Origin of the sequence: Aporhodopirellula sallentina SM41, assembly GCF_000346505.1 — a bacterium.
In the GTDB taxonomy this organism is placed as follows: domain Bacteria; phylum Planctomycetota; class Planctomycetia; order Pirellulales; family Pirellulaceae; genus Rhodopirellula; species Rhodopirellula sallentina.
The window spans coordinates 1-21,525 of the sequence record NZ_ANOH01000178.1 but is presented as its reverse complement, the minus strand read 5'-3'; the positions used below and the strand labels follow the sequence as shown (position 1 = coordinate 21,525).

General features: G+C 55.4%; 21 protein-coding genes. 10 read left to right on the top strand and 11 right to left on the bottom strand.

Features of this window, described 5'->3' with window-relative positions; genetic code table 11:
* Positions 1-187 precede the first annotated feature (187 nt).
* Positions 188-955, bottom strand: coding sequence for a GNAT family N-acetyltransferase (locus tag RSSM_RS11525; RefSeq protein ID WP_236621092.1), 768 nt, complete (start codon positions 953-955; stop codon positions 188-190).
* Positions 956-1,061: 106 nt separating this feature from the next.
* On the opposite strand from RSSM_RS11525, the gene RSSM_RS11520 reads away from it, so the two are divergent.
* On the top strand, positions 1,062-1,682 hold the full coding sequence (locus RSSM_RS11520; protein ID WP_008678381.1) for a DNA-3-methyladenine glycosylase I: 621 nt from the start codon (positions 1,062-1,064) through the stop codon (positions 1,680-1,682).
* 106 nt (positions 1,683-1,788) lie between these two features.
* On the opposite strand, the gene RSSM_RS11515 is transcribed toward RSSM_RS11520, so the two are convergent.
* From RSSM_RS11515 to pstS, 7 genes are all read right to left on the bottom strand, one after another.
* On the bottom strand, positions 1,789-3,186 hold the full coding sequence (locus tag RSSM_RS11515) for a magnesium transporter (protein WP_008678379.1): 1,398 nt from the start codon (positions 3,184-3,186) through the stop codon (positions 1,789-1,791).
* A 129-nt stretch (positions 3,187-3,315) separates the two neighbouring features.
* Positions 3,316-3,777, bottom strand: a complete 462-nt coding sequence (locus RSSM_RS11510) for a CYTH domain-containing protein (protein ID WP_008678377.1) — start codon at positions 3,775-3,777, stop codon at positions 3,316-3,318.
* Between the two features lie 57 nt (positions 3,778-3,834).
* A complete protein-coding gene (locus RSSM_RS11505; protein WP_008678376.1) occupies positions 3,835-4,134 on the bottom strand; it encodes a hypothetical protein in 300 nt (99 codons plus the stop codon).
* Positions 4,135-4,421: 287 nt separating this feature from the next.
* Complete coding sequence (locus RSSM_RS11500) at positions 4,422-4,730, bottom strand: NUDIX hydrolase (protein ID WP_008678373.1); 309 nt, start codon at positions 4,728-4,730, stop codon at positions 4,422-4,424.
* 533 nt (positions 4,731-5,263) lie between these two features.
* Complete coding sequence (locus RSSM_RS11495; RefSeq protein ID WP_008678371.1) at positions 5,264-6,025, bottom strand: ParA family protein; 762 nt, start codon at positions 6,023-6,025, stop codon at positions 5,264-5,266.
* Complete coding sequence (locus RSSM_RS11490) at positions 6,025-7,599, bottom strand: CHAD domain-containing protein (protein ID WP_008678368.1); 1,575 nt, start codon at positions 7,597-7,599, stop codon at positions 6,025-6,027. Before RSSM_RS11490 ends, RSSM_RS11495 begins: the two co-directional genes overlap by 1 nt.
* 556 nt (positions 7,600-8,155) lie before the next feature.
* Complete coding sequence (gene pstS, locus RSSM_RS11485; RefSeq protein ID WP_160168124.1) at positions 8,156-9,160, bottom strand: phosphate ABC transporter substrate-binding protein PstS; 1,005 nt, start codon at positions 9,158-9,160, stop codon at positions 8,156-8,158.
* Positions 9,161-10,299: 1,139 nt separating this feature from the next.
* Here pstS and RSSM_RS11480 point away from each other — a divergent pair.
* A complete protein-coding gene (locus RSSM_RS11480; protein WP_008678361.1) occupies positions 10,300-11,151 on the top strand; it encodes an HAD-IIA family hydrolase in 852 nt (283 codons plus the stop codon).
* 280 nt (positions 11,152-11,431) lie between these two features.
* On the opposite strand, the gene RSSM_RS33150 is transcribed toward RSSM_RS11480, so the two are convergent.
* Positions 11,432-11,662 carry a hypothetical protein gene (locus RSSM_RS33150; protein ID WP_144059742.1) on the bottom strand — a complete coding sequence of 77 codons (231 nt, stop codon included), beginning with the start codon at positions 11,660-11,662 and terminating at the stop codon, positions 11,432-11,434.
* Between the two features lie 24 nt (positions 11,663-11,686).
* Here RSSM_RS33150 and RSSM_RS11470 point away from each other — a divergent pair, with 24 nt between their 5' ends.
* Complete coding sequence (locus tag RSSM_RS11470; RefSeq protein WP_008678356.1) at positions 11,687-13,207, top strand: hypothetical protein; 1,521 nt, start codon at positions 11,687-11,689, stop codon at positions 13,205-13,207.
* A gap of 172 nt (positions 13,208-13,379) precedes the next feature.
* Here the strand turns inward: RSSM_RS11470 and RSSM_RS11465 are convergent, their stop codons facing one another.
* Complete coding sequence (locus RSSM_RS11465; RefSeq protein ID WP_044302333.1) at positions 13,380-15,371, bottom strand: LamG-like jellyroll fold domain-containing protein; 1,992 nt, start codon at positions 15,369-15,371, stop codon at positions 13,380-13,382.
* A gap of 313 nt (positions 15,372-15,684) precedes the next feature.
* Here RSSM_RS11465 and RSSM_RS34695 point away from each other — a divergent pair, with 313 nt between their 5' ends.
* The 7 genes from RSSM_RS34695 (at position 15,685) to RSSM_RS11440 (ending at position 20,363) form a co-directional block, all read left to right on the top strand.
* Positions 15,685-15,894, top strand: coding sequence for a hypothetical protein (locus RSSM_RS34695; RefSeq protein ID WP_008678349.1), 210 nt, complete (start codon positions 15,685-15,687; stop codon positions 15,892-15,894).
* Between the two features lie 14 nt (positions 15,895-15,908).
* A complete protein-coding gene (locus RSSM_RS34690; RefSeq protein WP_236621091.1) occupies positions 15,909-16,253 on the top strand; it encodes a DUF1559 family PulG-like putative transporter in 345 nt (114 codons plus the stop codon).
* A gap of 42 nt (positions 16,254-16,295) precedes the next feature.
* On the top strand, positions 16,296-16,706 hold the full coding sequence (locus RSSM_RS11455; RefSeq protein ID WP_044302338.1) for a hypothetical protein: 411 nt from the start codon (positions 16,296-16,298) through the stop codon (positions 16,704-16,706).
* A 383-nt stretch (positions 16,707-17,089) separates the two neighbouring features.
* Entirely contained in the window at positions 17,090-18,109 is a 1,020-nt protein-coding gene (locus tag RSSM_RS11450; protein ID WP_236621090.1) for a multiheme c-type cytochrome, read from the top strand.
* Between the two features lie 122 nt (positions 18,110-18,231).
* Positions 18,232-18,633, top strand: coding sequence for a hypothetical protein (locus tag RSSM_RS34685; RefSeq protein WP_236621089.1), 402 nt, complete (start codon positions 18,232-18,234; stop codon positions 18,631-18,633).
* 93 nt (positions 18,634-18,726) lie between these two features.
* On the top strand, positions 18,727-19,152 hold the full coding sequence (locus RSSM_RS34680; protein ID WP_236621088.1) for a hypothetical protein: 426 nt from the start codon (positions 18,727-18,729) through the stop codon (positions 19,150-19,152).
* A gap of 20 nt (positions 19,153-19,172) precedes the next feature.
* Positions 19,173-20,363 carry a membrane protein gene (locus RSSM_RS11440; RefSeq protein WP_008678336.1) on the top strand — a complete coding sequence of 397 codons (1,191 nt, stop codon included), beginning with the start codon at positions 19,173-19,175 and terminating at the stop codon, positions 20,361-20,363.
* 12 nt (positions 20,364-20,375) lie between these two features.
* On the opposite strand, the gene RSSM_RS11435 is transcribed toward RSSM_RS11440, so the two are convergent.
* Entirely contained in the window at positions 20,376-20,645 is a 270-nt protein-coding gene (locus tag RSSM_RS11435; protein ID WP_052336034.1) for a hypothetical protein, read from the bottom strand.
* Positions 20,646-21,525: the final 880 nt, after the last annotated feature.

The window sequence follows — 21,525 nt, the reverse complement described above, 5'->3', positions numbered from 1 at the left end:
TAGAGCACTTTGCACGCTGACGTGTCCGATCCCGGTAGCTGAATTCGCCAAAATTCAGACCCGCTAAGTCTGGCGACATCGGCACACCATTCTCCAAGTCACTCTCCGGTGTTCGGGTAGTGGACCTTGTTAAAGATCCTCATGCAGCGGGATCTTTAACAAGATCCACTACCGCCGGCCCGAGAAACTAGCCTCGCTCGTTTGACGAAGGCAATTCGATCACCACTGGATTGGACACCAGCCCCGTCGTGCAGGTTTTGTTCTTCGAAATCTCGCCACTGCAGAACACCATCGCGAGACCGAAGATCCTGACGACGGACACATTCCCCAGCGTCCGCTTGGAATACTTTTGGTGAATGTAGGTCGAGGCTTTATTCCACGGCTGAACCATGACGGTCAAATTACGATAGCCTTCCGAGGTGAGATCTTTTGCGGCGAACGGCAGCAGTCGTTTGTAGATGCCTTCTCCCCGGGCGTCTTTGCTCACGTAGGCACAGTAAACGAGTGCCTGCTCGCTTTTCAGTTGAATTTGAAATCCGAGATCAGCCTCGTTGAACTGATTGACGCCACCCCATACTCCACCGATCGGCAGGTCGGGTTCAGAGGCACGACTGATCGCATAGCCGTAGTGTCCAATGGTGGTTTCTACCGGAACCGAGTTCCAGGTAAACGCACGCAGTTCCTCGAGTTCGGACGGATCTTCCACCCGCCTTAGCTTGAATGGATTCAGGTTCAGTTCGGCGAGAAGATCCGCTAGCTTTTCCGCATCCAGTTCGTAAACCGTTCCCACCGAGTACCGAAAGCACCATGCGGGAACAACCCGATTGAAGATGATTTCAATCGAATGAGCGATTCCGTGGCTTTTGATTTTCTGAATAACCGACATCATGGAGGCCAATGACTTCGTCAAAACGGTCTTCGTGTCGGCGACACGATCAGGGTGCAATGAATTCAAGAATAGGTCATCATTGGTGCGCTGTCGAATTGCTCCGTGAAATATCGAAAAAACGGATGACGTTTCATTCGCTGCTCCAACAATCCAACATGGAATTGCCGCACTGATGAATCCGACTACCGATCTGCTGTATGACGATCAAAACCGAGCACGGTGTTGGTGGTGCGGAGACGACCAAGAGTACCGCCGGTATCACGATCAGGAATGGGGGACACCGGTTAAAGACGACCACCGCTTGTTTGAGAAAATCTGTCTCGAAGGTTTCCAGTGTGGACTCTCGTGGCTGACCATTCTGCGGCGTCGAACCGCGTTTCGAAAAGCCTTTGCCGACTTTGATTGCGAAACCGTCGGTCGCTTCTCTGCCGCCGATGTGAATCGGCTGACCAAAGATGAATCGATCATTCGACATCGCGGCAAAATCAATGCGACGATTCACAACGCGGGCAAAGCAATTGAAATGCGATCCAGCGAAGGTTCACTGGCCGCATTCTTTTGGCAATTCGAACCTTCGCGGTCTCGCCCCCCGCGACGCCGCCAAGACATTGCCGCGGTCACCGGTGAGTCCACTCAAATGAGTCGTGAACTCAAACGTCGCGGCTGGAAATTCGTCGGCCCGACTACCTGCTACGCGTTCATGCAGTCGATGGGAATCGTCAACGATCACCTCGTCGGTTGCGGTGATCGAGAGCGCATCGAGCGTCTGCGTGATAGGTTCCAACGACCGTAGAACTCATCCAGTTTCAATCATCGCGCGCAAGCCGTTCCGTCCTATCGCCAACACTGCCTTTCCCTGGTCGACTCCTGTTCCTAAACCGGCCTGCGCTGCGTCGAGGTCAGGTGAAATCCAGTATCGCTGCGGCCAGGCTCAGCACGAGGAAGAACGATGTCATGTCTGTCAGAGTCGTCAGCACAGGGCTCGATAACATGGCAGGATCGATTCCCAGTCGGTTCATTAACAGGGGCAGTCCCGATCCCAATCCGACCGCCACGACACTGCTGAGCGTGTAGGCCGCGCCGATGACCAATGGCAAGCCACCCGTGTCGCCGCGAGTGCAGAAAACCACCGCGGCCAAAACGCTCGCGATCGCGACGCCGTTAAACAACGCCAAAAAGAATTCTTGTCCCCAAACCCGTAACAGGTCGCGGCCATCGATAAGACCGAGCGTCAACTCACGGATGCTCACGGCAACCGCCTGATTGCCTGCGGCGCCGCAAAGGTTCGCAACCATCGGCAGGAACACCGCGAGCACGGTCGCTTTTTCAATGATCGGTTCGTAGATCGTAATCACGCTGACGGCGATGTATGACAAACCGATGCTGGGCAGCAAAAACATCAACCGCCGGAACGTTCGCACACGCAGTGGCATCGTGCGTAACTCTTCACCGCCGACAATTCCGCCGAATCGCATCAGACTGGCGACGTCACGTTCCTGCAGCACTTCGAACACGGCCGATCGCTTTACCGCACCGAGCAGCGTCCCGTCGTCGGCAACGACAGGAACCGCCATGTGATCCACCCCATCAAACAGTGACTCGAGTTCATCGACGGACACGTCAGGCGAAACGACACTGAAATCAGATACGGCCAACTGCGCCATCGTATCTGAAGGCGATGCGGTCAGTAGAGTTCGGCTCTTGACCACTCCGACAAAGCGGTCATGTTCATCAACCGCAAAGAGATAGCGGGTCACATACTCATCGAATTGGTCGTGGTGTTTCCGAAAGAAATCCACCACCGACGACACGGACGTCTTCGCGGAGAATGTCAATATTTCGCTGACCATCAACCCGCCCGCCGTGTCGTGCGGATAGGAGAGATATCGTTTGATATCTGCGGCTTCGCTCGAACCCATTGCCTCAATGACTTCGGCCGAGCGTTCCGAGTCCATCGTCGCCAGAAAGTCGACTTGCTCGTCCGAGTCCACTCGAGAAAGCAGCGTTGCGGCGGTCTCGGTAGGCAACTGCTCAATCAGATTCGCCGCGAGCACGTCGGGCAGCAGTTGCAAGAGATCCGCAGCGAACTCGAGGTCAATCGGAATCAGCAACTGCCATAACGCGGTGAGCTTCTTGTCGCGAAGACGGCCGAGCACGTACAGCAGTTCACTCGGCGGCACTTCTCGCAGCAACTCAAGAGCGGCGTCGCCGTCGCCCGTCTTGATGTGTTTACTCAGCGTCTTCCAAGGCGGCTTTTCCTCGGCCGCGATCGGCGGCGCATCCAAGATTGAACTCATTGATTCACTCCGATCTGTTGCCTATCGATCGTTGGCGTTTCGATTCCGGCAGGCAATAGCCAACAGATAAGTTGGCGAGTTTGCCATGCGTCACCGCTGCGACGATCGAAGCCGGTTGGCGCGACCGACTCACCATTTCGAATAGGGGTTTGAAATAAGATTGGCGTTGTAGTAGCGACGGTCTTCGGTCACCTCATCGCCCAACCACGACGGCTTCGCGAACGTTTGTCCCTCTTCATTCAATTCGATCTCCGCCAACACCAAGCCTTCATTGGCACCGAAGAACTCATCAACCTCCCACACCATGCCTTCGTGTTCGGTTCGATACCGTCGCTTTTCAATCAACGGCGGAGGACAAAGTTTGTCGAGCATCTCCGCCGCGTCCTCAACAGGGATCTCATATTCGTACTCGCTCCGAGTCGCCCCTTCGGTGACGCCTTTGATCGTCAAGAATGCCTTTTCTCCCGCGATCCGCACACGCACCGTTCGCTCTTTCACGGTGCTCAAGTACCCCTGACGAAGCAACGTGCTGTCATCACTCCGGTATCCTTCGTCCTTCACCAAGAACTTGCGTTCGATCTCAATGCCCATGGTCCTGTCATCCTTACGGTAGGCGGTGCGATTAGTAAGTAGCGATACAAATAGAGACTAAACGTTGCCGTCAACGTAGAGCCCCGAACAGGCGTCTGCCATTGACGTGCGGCATGATTCGTCTGCGCCAGACCACAATTGGTGCTGCCGTGATCCACCCATTTCCGGACCGCGAATCGACGGTAAAACACACCGCGTCGAGGTTTCTGGCGAGCCAAAGTTGCCCGGCAAACGAGGCAGACATCCCTGCTCCAAGGCGGCGGAATTCAACCGACGTCGTGTTGTGTTGATCAGGAACCCGCCCCAACCGCTCGCCGGTTGCTTTCTCTCATCCTGGAGACCTATTCGAAAACTCATTCGCCGATCAGCGGTAGCCGTGGTTTTCTTAGGACAACCGCGGCGAATGCCAGGTAGCAAATTGTTTTGTCGAGGTATTCGGAAAAATTCTAGCTAGCAGAAAGTTACTCACCAAAGACGAGTCGTCTATGGGAGCACCCGAGATCACCCCGCTTGATTATGAAATCTTCATAATTCGGGGCGCTTGCATTCCGGACAGACGAGGCCCGTTAGAGACCGGAATGCGAAGAGATTCGTTCAATCGATCGCGAGCCAACATGCTCGCCGTGCGATCGACCGTTGGTTGACTAGGCTGCTTTGCGAAGCATTTCTTTGACGCACTTCCGCATCGATTTGCCTTTGATCATTTTCAACGCTTCCTCGAGGCTGACGACGACTCGTTGCCGCTCGTCGTCTTCGGGCCATTTCGGCAGCACTTCGTCGAGTTTCATCGGAAAGACTCGCATCTCTACCTTGCGTCCACCGCGTCGGATGCGGAACTTCTTGTTGTTGCCCTTTTTCACGTTGCCGGTCACGCCGGCTTCCTCGAACGCTTCGAGTTGAGCGACCTCGGATGCCGTTTTGTTTTTTCGGTCTGCCCCTTGGGGAAGATCCAATACTTCCGGCGACGCGTCGTAACGAGCACGACCTCTAACTGATTCTTATGCTTGCGATACGGAAGCACACCAATTTCGCGGTCCATCGGTCTCTCCTTATTGTTGTCCCTGTGAGCAATCGTGGTAACAACCCGACAACGCCATACATGAGTGGCGATACGGACACGTGGGAACCCGAGGGCTGCCAATAGTTGTGATCTGAGAACGAACTATCAAAGTAAGTGAACGCTGAGGTCAGTCATCCAACAACAGCGATTCAGCTTTGAAATCGACTTTGTCTAATGGGGCAAATCGTCTAATAGGGCAGGTCGTTGCGAAACCACGCCGTGGTGATTCCCAGCCACGGAGCGATGTTCGCCTGTTAATCTGAACGACTTTATGTCGTCGGGAACCGTGCACGCACTCCCCAAAACGGGAATGACTTGGATTCCGTTAGCACGTCATACGTGTTGTCGACGCAGCGGGGCGTCCCGCCACGTTGGAACTCGACGCACTTAGAGGAACTCGACGCACGTAGACGATCCGAAGGCAGCCTACGCAGCCAACCGTTTCGCCCGGGGCTTCGAAGTAACTTCTTGTAACAGACGTGCGTATGCCTCGCTGACCGATTTGTCTTTTGTGAAGCAGGAAACCGGTTCGCGTTGGATCCCCATGCGTTCGATGTCGGAAAGGTAGGGAATCGACGTCGATAGCAGGCTCGGAACTTCCGCACGGAACAGATCCATCATCTCTTCCTGCAATTCGTTGCCTGATCGCACCATCGAGAAGAACGGACGCAAACGCTTGGTTGGCAATCCGCAACGACGGCACATTTCCATCAACTGCTCGCACGTGCGCCGGCATAGCGTTGTCGGAATCATCGGCACGACGACGGCATCGGCGGTGGCGCAAACGCTCTCGGACAATAAAGAACCCGTCGGCGGGCAGTCCATGATGATCGTGTCGAACTCTTTGCTCAACCGGCGAATCACTTGGTTGAGGCGTTTCCGCGGTTGCTTGAACTCGTTCAAAATCAAATCAAACTTGTGAAACGAACGATGAGCAGGCAGCAGATCGAGTCCCTCGTAGTCGGTGCTTTTGATCGCCGAAAGCAAACGCGACTTGCTGTTGAAAAAATGCCGATTGCGTACTTTCGAATCCGACCGAATTCGAAAGTAAAACGATGCGGCACCTTGCGCGTCCAAATCGACGAGCAGGGTGTGGTTTCCTGCCGCCGCCGAAGCGAACGCAAGATTCACGGCGGTGGTCGTCTTGCCGACTCCACCTTTCAAACTGAATGATGCGATGGTTTTCATTATGCGGCCCTCTTTTGTGTTGGTTCGACAGCAACGGCTTCGTTGAAATGGTCCGCACTACAAAACATTTTGATTTGTTCTTCGACAGTGCTTCGTTGGTCGAGTTGTCGTTGGTACAGAGCACCAATCAGCCCGCCAACCGATGCAATCAGTTCTGGCGACGCCCCATCGGCCTGTTGCTTCTCCTGCAGGTACTCCGCGAGCGAAACTTGTTGCACGCAAATGTCATTGAAGTCACCCAATGAATCCTGCAGCTTCTTCAGCCGTTTGATCGTCATGCTGACTGCCACTGTATCGAGCAGCGGTCCAAAGAACTCGAGCGAATAGCGCAGTTTCTTTCCTTCGATACGGAGTTCGTGAATGTTGTCGTCCGGAGTCGACGAGTTCACCGCGGTTCCTTGGCGAACGATCTTGGCGTGACGATTGCGAACAATCTTATCGGCGAGCGTGGCGATCGGTGTCCGAGCATGCTTGCTCGCAGGAGACCGATCCGCTTTCTTTAACAACGTATCGAGGTCTCGTACCGCGCCGCGATAGTCGTCACTTCGCAACCACTCGGCAACACGATTGCATTCACGCGTCCGTTCGTCGCGGAAGTCAGCGAACATCTGATCGAGTCCACCGGCGAGTCCCACCGGAAGCGACCGACGATACGCGTCCTCTGCCAACAGATAGACGTCGAGGTCTCGCAAGCGATTGGTGATCCGGGCGAACTTTCCGAAGACCGCCTTGAGTTGCATCGTAATCTCGGCGGGGTACACGCCTTTGGACTGAGCAATCAGTGATCGCACACGCCGAAGCGCCACTCGGTACTCATGCAAGAATTCTGTGTCGACGTCCTCGATCACACCGCCTTCACGGGTCCGAGCAAACGACCAGAAGTTCCGCACCAACATCGAAACCGTTTCTCGGCTTGTCCTTTCAGCTTCCAACACAACGGACTGTTTTGCAGGATGAACCTCCGCGACTTCCGCGAGTTCGCCGAGGTAGCGAGATACGGCCCGCGAGTCGGCTTCATACAGCCCGAGCGACAGCAGATGTTCGATCATCTGCTGTGCCTCGTTGTCGTATCCACGCAGCGGCTGCACACTGCACAATTCCAATGACAACTGCCGTTGTTTGACTGGACTGAACACCGACTGCAGTTTCAGACGGACAACCGTTTTGCCGTCGACGTTCTTGATGTCGATACTTTGAGTGTCCGTGTTGACCGTCAACAAGGGACGCAAGGCTCGCAGTTTGAGAACCTTTTGCAGCGTTTCTCGCATCGCGGGGGCCGGCAACTCCCAACAGAAACTCGGCAAAGGCCCCGCGCATTCGCAGCTCGCCTCTGGCTTCTCGACCAGCAACTGATCGAGCCGGCTGAGTTGCATGGTCTCGTTGCTGCGGGAAAGCACCCATCCGGCGAACCACAGGTCACCATCGAGAGTGTCGCAGAATTCCGTCTCCGATTCCTCGCACTCCCCAGCCCGAATCGTGTTTCGGACCTGCAGCCGACCCAGCAATCGTTCTCGGTCAAACGCGGCGGGGAGTTGTAAAATTGTGTCTCGTGGTCCTTTGGTCAGCAAACTCAACTTGATCCCCGTTTAAGAAGTAGCCCCTGCCGATCTCGCCCGCTCGCCTCTCCCTAGGCGTTCACACGAACGTATCGCTCCTACCTCTTGTATCGACCAATTCGGCAATGCAGGTTAACCGTTTGTTCTTTCGTCCCTCACTATTTCTTCACGCGGATGGCATTTCCGCACAATGCTTCGCGAAAGCGAACCTCCGCGACGTTGCCCCAATGGTTGGCGTGGGACAACGGCCGACGTATCCCGACGTTCACTAGAAGGACCTGGAAATCGGGAAGCTGATGTCGCAGGCCTCGATAGCCTGAATGCAGTCAAATTCAGCTACAGGGATCGAACGCGTGCAATATCATAATCCAGTACGGGTGGGAAACTCGCCATGTGTTTCGGCGGGCACTGTGAATCACCGAGAGTGGTGACGACGTTGGCTACGGCCTCCGATCTGATTCCTAGATGAAACAGTAATGGTAGCGCTACGACTGAACCGACGCCCGCCGGCCATTCCATTCACGCAGTGAGCAGACTGATTTCGAAAGACTCGGGGGCTGCCGAGACACGCGAGCTATTGAGAGGCTACCGCCGCATCGCCCGCGAACTGCATCGCGTCGAGCGTCGCTTCCGATTTCTCAATCACCTTCGGTGCCAAGCGAACGTTGCCCGCCTCTTCGGCGAATGCTTGCCCCTGGCTCAGGCACCATTTCGCGAACGATTTCACCTCGTCGGTCTTCGTAGCACCGGGGTAGCTTTTGCGAACGAGCATCCAGGTGTAGGTGATAATCGGATAGGAGCGTTCGCCGGATGGATCGGGAACGTACGCTACCACGTTTTCTTGCAACTCCACGTTCATCAACGCTTCGAGTCCGCTCGCACCCGAAGGTGAAATATAGTTCCCGGCCCGGTTTTCGATCGACGCCATCGCGAGGTCGACCGCCCTCGCGGCACCGTACTGGACGTAGCCGAGCGAATACAGCGTTTGTTTGATGCGTCCCGCGACTCCGGAGTTGCCGGCTGCTTTCATCGCTTTCCCCGGCCAGTCGAGAATTTTCACACCGCGATCCACATCTGATGTCGCGTTGTTACTACCGAACCGATCTGCCCACTCATCGCTAATGGCGGCGAGGTGGTTGGTAAACGCAAACGTGGTTCCGCTGCTATCGAGCCGCGTGACAATGTTGATCGGCTCGCTCGGAAGTGTTTTGCCAGGATTTGCTTCGATGATTCGTGCGTCGTCCCAGCGTGTCTCTTTGCCTAGGAACGCGTCGACATAAACTTCGCGTGGCAACTTCAGGTCGGCCGGAAGCCCCTCTCGATTGTACGCCAACACAATGATTCCGGCGGTCATGGGCACCTGCAACGCACCACCCTCGATCGCCGATAGTTCGTCTTGGTTCAGCCCGGCATCGGTTCCTGCAAAGTCGACGTCGAAATCGCGGAAACGCTTTTCCCCATCCCCGCTTCCGGTCGCTTCGTACTTGATCACCACATCCGGGTGGACGCTGCGATACGCCTCGGCCCATTGTTTGATAATCGGAGCGGCAAAGGTCGATCCCGCTCCGCGGATTGTCATCACGTCTTCGTCAACGCTGGGTTCGTCGCAGCCGGTCATCCCGCCGAGAATAACCAAGCTGCAAACCGCCAACCCCAACCCAAAACCTTCATGCCATGGTTCATCATTCCACCTACGTTGAGAGACAAATATCGCGAAACAGATCAATCAATCGCACCGGAACGCTTTCTTTGGTGGCTTCAGTAGCACGCCCGGTTCCGGCTGTTCCCGAGTCCTGCAAAGGCCCAGATGGAACCCCCGCCAAACATGCCAACTGAACCGAAATCACCTTAGAGAAGCACCGTGTGCGAAGGTTTGATATTTCCATAATTGTGGAAGTGTCGGGCTGTGTCAACTCGGGACGTCAAAAAAGAAGGCCGGCAGTGAGAAAGTCCGTCAACGGCTGAGCTTTGCCGCCCCGGCTGATCCTGGCCCATTGCTCTGCGATACCTCAATACTCCGAGATGCCCATTCCTCCGGGATACAACTCCGGGATAGTAAGTCCTGCCGCTGCGGGTGAGTCGTCGCCGTTCTGTTGTTGGCCGATGCAACGCCCTAATGGAATTGTTCCGTACCCCAAAGTCCAATTCCGGTCGTCATCGTTGAATGCTCGCGTGACCAGGGGCCTGTTCTTTTCCCGAATCGTTCGCCTACGAACTTCACTGATCCCGTCTGGGCGACTGACGGCAACCGGTCTCAGTACCATCTGCAATCACCCGCCTTCAGCAACCAACTGACGTCTCAACCACGCATTATTTGCCGAACAGCAACCGCATGATGCCATCGGCGCACAGTGGCCTCGTTTCTCATGAGAAAAAGTTCACTGTTCCCTTTTCAAGTTCGCCAATCGTATGGACCTCGTATGGGGGCCACCCGTGGAATGAATGCAAACAGTCGCTTTTAGAGAGAGGACTTTTATTGAGAAATACTTTGTTGGTTCGGTCAGTTTTCTACCCTACTCATAAAACAGTGTTGGGCTTTGCGCCACGTTGCTGTTTCTTGGTTGACGCGTATTCTCGCACCGCAATACTGCGCTCGAGACGATTGCCTGATGGTGATCGTAACCCGAACGAGCAACGACTCCCGCAGGTAGTACCAATTGAGTCAGCAGGAGAAATGCTCGGCCGACGAACTTCCAATCGAAGACTAAAGGGACACAAATGCAGACAGGACTGTTGATTGACATGGACGGTGTGATCTACCGAGGGAGTCAATTGATTCCCGGAGCAGATCGTTTCATTGCAGCGCTCAAACGTGAACGCATTCCGTTTATGTTTCTGACAAATAATAGCCAACGCACACGTCGTGACGTGGCGACGAAACTCGAACGCATGGGCATCCAGGTGGGCGAGAAACATATCTTTACCTGTGCGATCGCAACGGCCCAGTATTTGGCCGCACGCAAACCTCAGGGAACCGCATACGTCATTGGAGAAGGCGGACTTCTTCATGCCTTGCACCGCAACGGTTACTCGATCGTTGACCACTCACCCGATTTCGTGGTTGTGGGAGAAGGACGCACCATTACGCTCGATGTTCTCGAACGTGCGGTGAACATGATCATGGATGGGGCTAAACTCATCGCAACCAACTTGGACCCGAACTGCCCGACGATCAACGGCACTCGTCCTGGTTGTGGAGCAACGGTTGCCTACCTGGAAGCGGTTACCGGTATCAAAGCGTTTGGTGTTGGCAAACCAAGCCCCATCATGATGCGAGCGGCCCGCAAAGAACTCGGGCTCGCCACCTCGCAAACCGTCATGGTCGGTGACACGATGGACACTGATATCCTCGGTGGCGTCCAGATGGGATATCGCACCGTTCTCACGCTAACGGGAACAACCAAGCGAGAAGACCTCGATCAATATGCGTTTGGCCCCGATGTCGTGATCGACTCGATCGCTGACATGGAAGATCCGCTGAGCTTCTTCGCGCACTCATTGCCACAGGGCAACCGAGAAGACGATACCGTTTCCAGCCTCTCGGAATGGCGAGAGAAGCAACTCGCTTAAGCTCGCGAGGTGGAGCCACAAAGCGTCGCTTTGGAACCTTCACCAAACGATCTGCGATAAACATCGAACCTATCCGAAGAAACTCAGTTATGTGAATGGCCGGCGGGCGTTGGCAACGGTTGTCTCTTCTCAACCGCGGCTAACGCCAATCGGCCGATGAGTTTTCGGATAGGTTCGTTTTCATCACTTTCGGTTTCGAATGTTGACGTCCATACGAGGACGGCGCGTTCTGTGCTTCGGCCGATGGGATGGACCTGTGCCCGAATTGAGGTGCAGCTTCTCAGCGTCTCTCGCCGACTTCGCCGAGCATGTTGCGGCGACTCTCTATCACGCCGATCCTTCGAGTTTGCCGGTTGGGGAAAGCGTGTTGCCTTTCACGCAATTTCCGATTGAATGGATCGCGATCGCCGAAGAACTGTACAAAAGCTTCAATAAAGCCGCCGTTGAAGATCTTGTGCAAACGCGGTGTGTCGGTCGCTGAACCGATACGCCTTAAAACAACGGCAATCACTCGCGTGACGCAATCGACCTAGCGATGAACCGCAAAGACCTTGCCGAGAAACGGCGTGACTGTTTGTTTAGAACTCACGCCATCGTGGTCCTCATCGTCGTTGGCGTCTTGACCATGCGCGATGCTCGAGCCGATTTCGGTGATGCGCTAGTGGAGACCGCTTCGCCGGACCATTCACTTTTTGGTGAGGTGGGGTTATCGCAAAATGAGCCCTCATCCATTCGCACCGAAACGCCGACACTTTGTGAGTTTAATGCTGCGAATCAGGCGAGTTTCGACGTCATCGGGGACGACATCGCGCTGCCGGAACCTCAGAGCATCGACGAGCAAGTTCAACTAGCGAGCTTCGTCGTTCATCCAAAGCCAAAGCGTTCCCATTTTTCGGTTGGGGTGTTCGAGTTCCGTCCGTACGGAACGGTATGGTCGGACATGACCTACGCATCGATCCGCACGGTTCCGGGACGGTTTACCTTGTGGATCGATTCCGAAGAGACACAAGGCGAGTCCGCATTTGAGTTGGATGCCCGGCGGAGTCGCATCGGACTCGACGTGATCGGTCCGTCCATCGACGTTTGGGGTGGGTTGGAGAGTGCTGCGAAATTCGAAATCGACTTTCTTGGCAACTTCACCACCGATAACCAACCCGACGTCCGATTGCGTCACGTCTACTGGGAGGCCAGAAACGAAAACGCTCGACTGTTGATCGGACAAACTTGGGACGTGGTTTCGCCACTGCTTCCAAACACGGTCAGTTTCCCCGTGTTATGGACAGCCGGAAATATCGGTTTCCGTCGGAATCAGTTGCGACTCGAACGTTACGTTTCGCTCGGTGAATCAACATCGCTGACGATTCAAGCGGCCCTCGCACAAAACGTGATTCAAGATTTTGCGTCCGGTTCCAGTGCGGTCGGTGTGAATCGCGAAACGGGCAATTGGCCGATGATCCAGGCCCGCGCTGCCATTGCGTGCGCCGAAGTGCAAGGCGGCGGGAAAACGCTCGCTATCGGTACGTCCGGCCATATCGGCGACACCGGATTCGACTTCACCCAGGGACACGCTGCCAACCCCGCACTCGGTCCAGAAGATGATGTTCGAATTCGGACATGGTCCGCGAATGTCGACGCGGTTCTTCCGTTGACGCAGCAGCTCAGTTGCCAAGGTGAGTTCTTCATGGGATCCAACCTCAGCAACCTCCTCGGTGGCGCGGGGCAAGGCGTTTGCCCTTGTTTGCGTGTCCCCATTCGTTCGGTCGGCGGTTGGTGCGAAGTCGAATACCGTTGCAGCAACAAAGTCCGCACGCACGTTGGATGCTCGATCGATGACCCAAATGACAACGACAGTTTGATTGGTAGGACGAAAAACCAAGCGATCTACGCAAACCTTTTCTACGACTTCAATAAGAACCTCACGACCGGCGTTGAGGTCTCGCACCGCCGCACCGAATACCACAACCGTACCAACGAGCCAGGGTACACCTACGTCGATTCACCAACGGAACCTGGCGAAGCGATTCTGGTCGAAGGTACCTTGCGATATCGTTTCTAGTGAGACGCTCCCTTCTGTACGACGCCTCGGCGATCCAAAAGTACGTGGCGCCGAGGAGTCGCTTGCCGGTATGCGGGGCGCATACGTAGCGCGAGGTCGTCGCACTCGATGATTCACGATCAACGAGTCCGGCAAGTTCGACCGCGACACTACGGGATGCGTTCCAGTTAAGTTAGAAACTCGGCACGAGTTCAGCGTTCACTCCGAGACTGCCCTTGATCGCCGACGAACTGTGATCCAAGAGGAACGGCCCCAAGGTTCGGTCAAAATGCAACAGCATGACTGTCTCGTCAGTCGGCGTCGGGCGTCGTTCGGGCGTGAAGTTTGCTTGGTAAACTTCTCCTTCGGAAATCTTCACTTCATCGATCATGCCACGGAATGGGCGTGTCGCTTCGCCTGCTTTGCCCGGATCCGCGCCGATGTACAGAGGCAGTCGGTTGACTTTTCGTTTGCCCTTGCCTGGTTTGGAACTCACCAATTTGCCGTCGATGTAGAGACGCACTTCGTTGCCGTCGTAGACACCCGCGAGGTGAGTCCAGCGGCCGGTTTTCAGAACGCTCGGGGAGCGTGCGGTCACATAGCGACCTCCCAAGTGCACGCTAAACTGAGGTGTGCCTTCCTTCATGAAAAAGGCGAACTCGCTCGAGTGCATCTTGGCAACGATTCCCTGTTCACCGTGAACGTTCTCCGGATTCACCCAGGCTTCCAAGGTGAACGGGCCGCGATGCAGAGGCAGGTCGCTCGATTCGATACGGACAACGGATTTCCCGTCTTGGGTCTTCAAACAGAGGTTGTCTGCATCACGAAAAAAACCGGCTGGCAGGGCGGCGAGTTTCAGTCCTACCGGCATGGATGTGGCCGGTAACGCGATCCTCACTGATTCTCCGAGATACTCTTTGGTGAATGTTAGGCGAGGGATCGTTAACTCGACTCCAGGTTGAGCGATGCGTTGGAAAGCGATCTCGAAACGTTTCTTTTCGCCCGCCTTGATTGTGAAGTGATCGTGGTCGAGCGAGGTCAACCAATCCCGCGTTGCCGGATCGAAGGAAACGGTGGCGTCGATGTCACGCGGTGTCGAATTGCTGACTTCGTAGACGACCACCCCGCTGCCATTGCCGTCGATGTCCATTTGCAAGCTGTTGCTGACTTCCTTCGGCCGAATGGACCGTGCCGCATCGATTTCAGCGATGAATTCAGGAGTGAAATCCGTTGGATCGATTACCGATCCGATCGGCAATGCTGCGACACTGACGGATTCCGGACGCACCGTGACGATGTTCATGTGGTGTAGGTAACCGGCACCAGGAATATCCGCAGACAGATGCCCCCCGGTCGTGGCCAGGGCATAGTAAGCGATACCGTCTTTCGGGCCATCGAATCGCATATGGTGGATATGGCCGGCGAAAACCGCGCTAACGTTGCCCGCCTCTCGCAGCATTTCATGAACGACGTCCCAATTGCCGCCGCTGTATCCGCCCCCGATCCAACGTGGGTGATGCAGGAACACGAACACGTGATCGCGTTCGCTGTGCATTTCAAGGGATTGTTTCAAAAACTCAAGCTGCTCCGAGCTCATGGTTTGAAGTCGACCTTCACTGAAACTCTTTTCATTCGTAACCGGGTCACCTTCGTCACTGTATAGCACGATGAAGCCGGCGTTCTTGTGCGCGAATGTGTACCAAAGAGGGCCGAAGTGTTCTTCGTAGTTGGACTCGTGGTGTCCCTGTGGGGTTTTGCCGTCTCCCCGCCAATAGACATCGTGGTTTCCCGCGACCGGAAACCACTTCATGCGGAGGTTGTCCATGATCTGGCGATACTCCTTCATCTGTGTCATCCAGGTCGGTGTCTCGTTGTAACCTTGGACGAGATCTCCCACCGTCATTACCAAATCGGGAGCGAGCAGGTTGGTGTCATCGACGGCTTGCTCGAGCACCTTGAGGCCAGCCGGAACACCGCTGGTTCGATCGCCATAGATGACAAAGTGAAACGAGTCTTCGTCGCTAGCCAACGGCAAGACACGCGACGTGTTTCGAGTCGTAAACGCTTGGTCGGATTGGTGGGGCGGGTCGTGGTGGGCGCCTTCGTGTGCAGAGACTGGCTGCCCGACACAGAAAGCCAGCAATAGGAGGGACGCGAAGCGCGGGAATGGGAAGGGGCGGTTCATAGAGTACAGGTCTTGCAGTGGTGAAACGGTAGTCAACGTGCGTGAAACATTTCAAAACGATCCGAGTTCGCATCGGCCGGTTGGCGTTCGCCTTTATTCAACCGGGAGGCCCCCGGTCGGACATTCACAGGCTAGCCGAGTCACAGTGGTATTCGGATCGGTTTTGAGACTCGGACGCGTCTAAACAGGAGGCGAGAACCTATCGTCATCACTTGGATTGGCTGTGAGGATTCGCAGTGGGTAACGTTAAGATTTCAATCGTTTCCGTCGGGCGACTTTGGGCTTCCGCTGTCAGGGGGACACACGTTACGGCTTGGAGGCTCTCGCAAAAGGCAACAATTACGCCGCCTGCTGGGGTTTCAGTGACATGCTCTCGTGGGAGCAGCGAGAGATCCGTGGCGCGTTCGGCACCTACTACGTCGACCAAGACCTAATCATCACGACGGTCGGTGGATCGACAACAGCGGGCGATCGCTTCGTAAACCGCAATGGTATGAAGGCCCGAGACATTTGGATGGACTGAGCAACACGATCGCAATGAGTGAAATCATTTCTGGCGGCGGTTCCGATGACATCCGTGGTGTCTGGATGTCTCCCGAAATGGGGGCAACCATCTTTTCCGCGTACTACAACCCGAGCGCGAAGGAGAAAGACGTTCTTGCCGCGTGCGACGAAGATATTCTCGATGACGCGTCGCCTCGTCTCGCCTGTTTGGAAGAAAGAGATACCGCCGCGGTGTACGCCGCCGCACGAAGTCATCACGTCGGAGGTGTCAACGTGCTGATGGCCGACGGTGCCGTTCGTTTCGTTGCAGACTCCGTCGACAACGAAAATATCTGGCGTCCGATGAGCACGGCACAAAACAAAGAAGTCATCACCTAGGAATAGAGATCCTCTCCCCTGGAAATTGAAAGGAGACCAATGATGAATCTCAGCAATAAAATGGCAACCTTGTTGCTACTGACCTCGTTCACCGTGTCCGGATGCGGGGCGTCCGGCGTGGTCAAACCGACTGACGAGCAAAACGCATTTGCCAGTGTCGCGGGCCTTGGCGATCTCGCTGCCGACGACGAATCGTTTGCTCCTGCGTTCGTCGCCGGATCGGTCCCAAAAAACCGAAAAGATTACAGCGAACGCGGTTACGAGGTCGCTGGTGATGCGACGTTCGACAGGGACACGGTTACGGTGCCCGTCAAAATATTCGGTCGTGTCCATGCGACGACCGATAGCGAACGACGGGGCGGCAAAACTAGCAAGGTCTCCGAGACCGAACAAATTTGGACGCTGATTCGCGTCGCAGACAAGTGGAAAATCAAAGACGCTCCACTTGGATAGTCCCCTCTCCCCTTCCGGCGTTTTTCGGCGATCGCAAACGTGTCGCCGAAAAACGCTCTCGTCGTCCCTCCGTAGCCGATCGCGACTAGCGCAATGCTTCGCCCGAGCGTCGACCATCCTCATTTGATTTCGTGCTACCAACGTCAACCTCGTTTCCTGCCTTCTCGTTACGCTCACTCACCGTCTCGGCGTGCTTGGTCGGACTCATCGCGTGGGTGTTTTTTCATGCGATCGGTGGGGCAACGTCGCGCGGGGAAATCTCATCCGACTCCGCTGCCAACGCGGGGCATGCTGTCGTCTCAACAAACCGAACACGCAACCACGTTTCCATCTCACAAACGCGACCGTTCGAGGAACATCTTTCGCCGCGCGTTCAGCAATCATTGACCACCTGGCGTCACTTTGTCGCGAGCAAATTCGCCGGAGACCAAGCCTGCGCCACATGCCACCGCGCCGAATACGACGCCCACCAACGATCCGGCCACTCGCGCACATTGACATTGATTCCGCAGTCCGACCTTGCCAGCGAACTATCGCAACTTAAAAACTACAGCGACGCTCGACGGAATCAGGAGTTCGCATTCGACGCTACGGAAGATCGGTTCATCGTGCGAGATGAAGCAAACGCGCCGGGTGTCTCAGTTCCGGTGACGTGGTTGCTCGGCTCGGGAATGCATGCGCAAACACCGATCGCGGTGGATGAGCACACACAAACCGGCGTCGAACTTCGATGGTCGTCATTCCCGAGTCAGGAAAAGATCGGCGTGACGCCAGACCATGAACGATTCGACGACATCCAACGTGGAACGATCGAGTGCTTCGGTCGCCCGTTGGACGGTTCCGATATCCGGGCGTGCCTGGGATGTCACAGCACGGTAACCTCGCCGCCCTCGTTACCCATTCTGCAGTCGTTGGTAATCGCCAATGTCGGTTGTGAACGGTGCCACGGCCCGCGACAAGACCACGTCTCGCTCGCTCACCAAGGTTTCGCCGAAGAAGCCAAACCCATGATGCGGTATGAAACCGCAGAGAGCTACATGGACACCTGCGCCGCGTGTCATCGCGATGAAACATCCGTAAGAGCCGATGCCAAACCGCATGAACTGGCTCGGTTCCAACCCTATGGAATCACACGCAGTCAATGTTATTTGGAGACGCCTGTGAATCTAACATGCTCAACCTGTCACGACCCACACGATACTGTTTCGAACGATCGATCGGAGTCGATTGAACAGTGCCAGCAGTGTCACGGCGACAACTCTCATACCGATCTTCGTGCTTTCCACAAAACTGTCGCCGTTTGCACGCATGAACCGGATGGTGGCTGCATCGAATGCCACATGCCATCGGTGGCATGGGCAGAGGGTATCTCGTTTCGCGATCATCGGATTCGAATCCCATGAACGTTGCTGACAAAAACTCAAAGCGTGAAAAATCTGGCTTCCTTTTTTCGCCCGGGATCGATCTCTTTTTCGTCATAAATTGTGCCTGGCCGTTGATATTGTTGGTCGATCGGGTGGGAGGCGTGACGACTCATCAGAGCCTTTTGTTTTGGCAGATCTACTTCGTCACCGCACCTCATCGCTGGATCACGCTCGCCTTAGTCGCGGTCGACCACCATAAAGGGCATGATCGCAGACGACAATTCATTGCGTTGGGATGCGCAATTCTGATCGGGTGTCTTTGCGTGAAAATGGGAACAGGCTCGCTTCTTTGCCTCGGAGCGATCGACTACATCTGGAACGCGTGGCACTTCGCGTCGCAGCATCATGGTATTTTTCAAATCTATCAGCGACGCTCCCGCCCGAGCATCTCGGGCACCGAATCAAATGGAAACGCGACGTCCAACATGAAGGCTCAGGCCCGTTTCGATAAGTTTCTTTTTCGCGGGTTCATGCTCTATGTGATCGGTCGAGTCGCCGGATGAGGATGGAATGCAGGGCCGCTGGAGAATTGGTACTGGATCGGAACGGCTGATTGGATCATCCTCGCCGTTCCGGTCGGCCTATTAAGTCGACAGGTGATACGTTATGCACGCGGCAGCACGAGTGTGGCGAGCCTCGCTTACCTGTCGAGTGTGATGACGCTGTTCATCGCTTTGTTGGTGGCGGCTCACTATGAGAACAATCAGTGGGTCGTGCAGTTGGCCCTGGCTTCCGCGATTTTTCACTCCGTCGAATACATGTCCATCGTGACATGGTCCATGTGTCAATCCGGTTCTACGTCGAGATCCGAGGTGCTGTTTCACCTTGCAACGGTGTGGGTTTCGTTCCTGGCGATCTTTATCGTCGTTATTGGACTGGGCAACTACTTGTTGTCACGAGGCTATTTCGAGTTCTGGGTGTTTGTGAATTTGATCGTCGCGTTTTGGCACTACTGTTTCGATGGGATGATCTGGAAGTCGCGAAGGAAAACTAACCTCTCGGCAAAGGTGGTTACGGCATGACCCCATCGACACCGCGTTAGGTGCGGCGTCTCGTTCGAACGCTATTGACCATCGTGGCGGCGGGGCTCATTTACTTCCGTCTCACGCGGGCGGATGCGACGTCGGGGATCACCGTCCTGTTTGGCAGGTGGGATGTTCTCGTCGTCTCGTTGTTGTCTGCGGGTGTGTTTGCCTTGGCGATCGCAGACCTCATCGAGAGGGCGGGCCGAAAGGTTACATTTGTCGCGGGCATGGTGCTCCTCGTCGCGTCCTTGATGAGCGTGAATATCCCATCGCTGTTGCCGTTATTTGGCGGCAGCGGATGGATGATGGCAACGGCCATTCGCACGATGATTGCCCGCACGGTCATGTCAGCGGTCATGCTCCTGGCGACGCTTTTGACGGGTACGGGCAATGCCCCGGCCACAAAAGCACCGTTTGAGTTCGCGAACATTGGGATGCCAATCGCGGCAATCGGAATCGCCTTGTTCATGCCGGCTGCGTACGTCGATTCCATTGCCGAAGGAAGCCGTATCGAAATACGAAAAGCCCTGCAGTCACAACGATATTCATTAGCAAAACATCATGTCGATGTTCTTCGTCAGCTAAGTCCAAATGCCGCGGTCGATGAACATCCGCTCGGGTCGCTCTCATGTGACCTCGCGGAGACGGTTGTCCGTTTGCAATCGGTTGCCGATCGGCCTCTGCCGCGACGAGCCTCGTCGTCTCAAATCGGACAACGAGTCACCGTACTCATGCAACTCGACCGAAACAAGGAGACTGCTAGGCTGCTCAACAGGTTGACACACGGCCCCCGTTTCGAGCCGATCAGCCTAGACTATCTCGGTCTCTGCTATCAACGAATGGAACGCTATCAAGAGAGCCTTCACGCTTACCGTGCGTCCCTGGAGTATTGGCAAACTCAACCGGATGACGATCGTCGGCGAGCCAGTTTAGAAAGTGCTTGGAAGGGGATCGGCTTCGCCGCGCGGCGTCTCAACGAACGTGTTCTCGAAGAGACCGCGTATCAAACGCTCGTTGAGATTTCTCCGGCCGCGCCGAACCATTTGCTCTTGGCTCAGTGTTACCGCGAACATCAGAAGACGCAACTCGCGTCGGTCCACACGACCATGGCAGCTGAGCTCTCTCCCGACTTGCAGACGCAAGCCGATTCAATGCTTTCGTCCATGGCGACCGATCATTTCGGTTGCCTACTCATTCCGAGACGATGAGCCTGGACGCACTCAGCGTCCGTACCAACTCGTTACTGGTGCGACGATCGTGCGAGTCGAGGTAGGTGCCGTGCCTCGGTAGTGCCGGCGGCGGACGGTGTTCCCGTAGAAATGGAACGGCCGGTTGGGCCGCTGTTCGATCGGCATCGATTTAATCTGATTCCGGTAGGCTCCACGTGCAATGATCACGGGCGACCATCCGGGGGAGGCTGCCGTTGCAACATCGGCAGCAGCAAAGATTACGAAGAATGCGGCGACAAAGGCGTATCGAAGTGGCTTCATGGAACTCAGAGACAGTAGTGACGCGTGGTGAGATTGAGAACCTATCCGAACCCGAATCAGCCGATCGACGTTAGCCGCGGTTGACACGATACAACCGGACAAAAAGCCCGCCGGCAAGTCAATTTACCGAGGTGCTCGGATAGTTTTTAAGGGACGAACGCTTTCCGTTGGGGGGGAAGATCAGGTAAGTCTAGCTTGCCCAAATGTGCTCGGGCATTACCCCTTTTCCAGAAAATGTATAATCCCCGCATCTTCGCAAACCCTATGCCGAAAGCGCCCCACGTTCCCGACCCGGGGGAAGGGATTGATTGAGGAAGCATGCCTGGGAAACGATGTTGTTCATCGCACCGCTATTTCCGCGTAAAGGGGGTGCATGTTCGTCGCAGTGGTCCTGTGCCGAAGGGAACGCAACCTTTGAACGGCACCGGTGAGCGGAGTGGCACATTCTGAACCAACGTTGGTCTGTCAGGGATCACTCGCCGCGAGCGTCGGTTTCCCTGAAACGAGCCTACGCGGATGGGAAAATTGACCGCAGAGAGGGTTGGCCCGCTGGTTTCAGTTGGAGGCCGGATGAAGGAGGCTTTGCGACGCGCATCCGGCAACCGCGCAGATGCCGGAACAGCGCTGCGCTTGGTCCGGCCTACATTTGTTTTCAGGTAGTGGATCTTGTTAAAGATCCCGCGGTGTGAGGATTTTTGACAAGATCCACTACGGCCTGTCCAGAAAAGAGGTTGTGTCGGAATGCTAGAGCGTCATCGGTGCTACTGCCGGAACAGCGCTGCGCTTGGTCCGGCCTACGATTGTTTTGGGTAGTGGATCTTGTTAAAGATCCCGCGGTGTGAGGATTTTTGACAAGATCCACTACGGCCTGTCCGGAAAA

Coding starts and splice junctions, on each gene's coding strand:
- RSSM_RS11515 (WP_008678379.1), bottom strand. CDS start 3,186: ATGAGTTCAATCTTGGATGCGCCGCCGATCGCGGCCGAGGAAAAGCCG.
- RSSM_RS11480 (WP_008678361.1), top strand. CDS start 10,300: ATGCAGACAGGACTGTTGATTGACATGGACGGTGTGATCTACCGAGGG.
- RSSM_RS11455 (WP_044302338.1), top strand. CDS start 16,296: ATGAATCTCAGCAATAAAATGGCAACCTTGTTGCTACTGACCTCGTTC.
- RSSM_RS11510 (WP_008678377.1), bottom strand. CDS start 3,777: ATGGGCATTGAGATCGAACGCAAGTTCTTGGTGAAGGACGAAGGATAC.
- RSSM_RS11505 (WP_008678376.1), bottom strand. CDS start 4,134: ATGAGTTTTCGAATAGGTCTCCAGGATGAGAGAAAGCAACCGGCGAGC.
- RSSM_RS11465 (WP_044302333.1), bottom strand. CDS start 15,371: ATGAACCGCCCCTTCCCATTCCCGCGCTTCGCGTCCCTCCTATTGCTG.
- RSSM_RS11470 (WP_008678356.1), top strand. CDS start 11,687: ATGAACCGCAAAGACCTTGCCGAGAAACGGCGTGACTGTTTGTTTAGA.
- pstS (WP_160168124.1), bottom strand. CDS start 9,160: ATGACAATCCGCGGAGCGGGATCGACCTTTGCCGCTCCGATTATCAAA.
- RSSM_RS11495 (WP_008678371.1), bottom strand. CDS start 6,025: ATGAAAACCATCGCATCATTCAGTTTGAAAGGTGGAGTCGGCAAGACG.
- RSSM_RS11520 (WP_008678381.1), top strand. CDS start 1,062: ATGAATCCGACTACCGATCTGCTGTATGACGATCAAAACCGAGCACGG.
- RSSM_RS34690 (WP_236621091.1), top strand. CDS start 15,909: ATGAGTGAAATCATTTCTGGCGGCGGTTCCGATGACATCCGTGGTGTC.
- RSSM_RS11435 (WP_052336034.1), bottom strand. CDS start 20,645: ATGAAGCCACTTCGATACGCCTTTGTCGCCGCATTCTTCGTAATCTTT.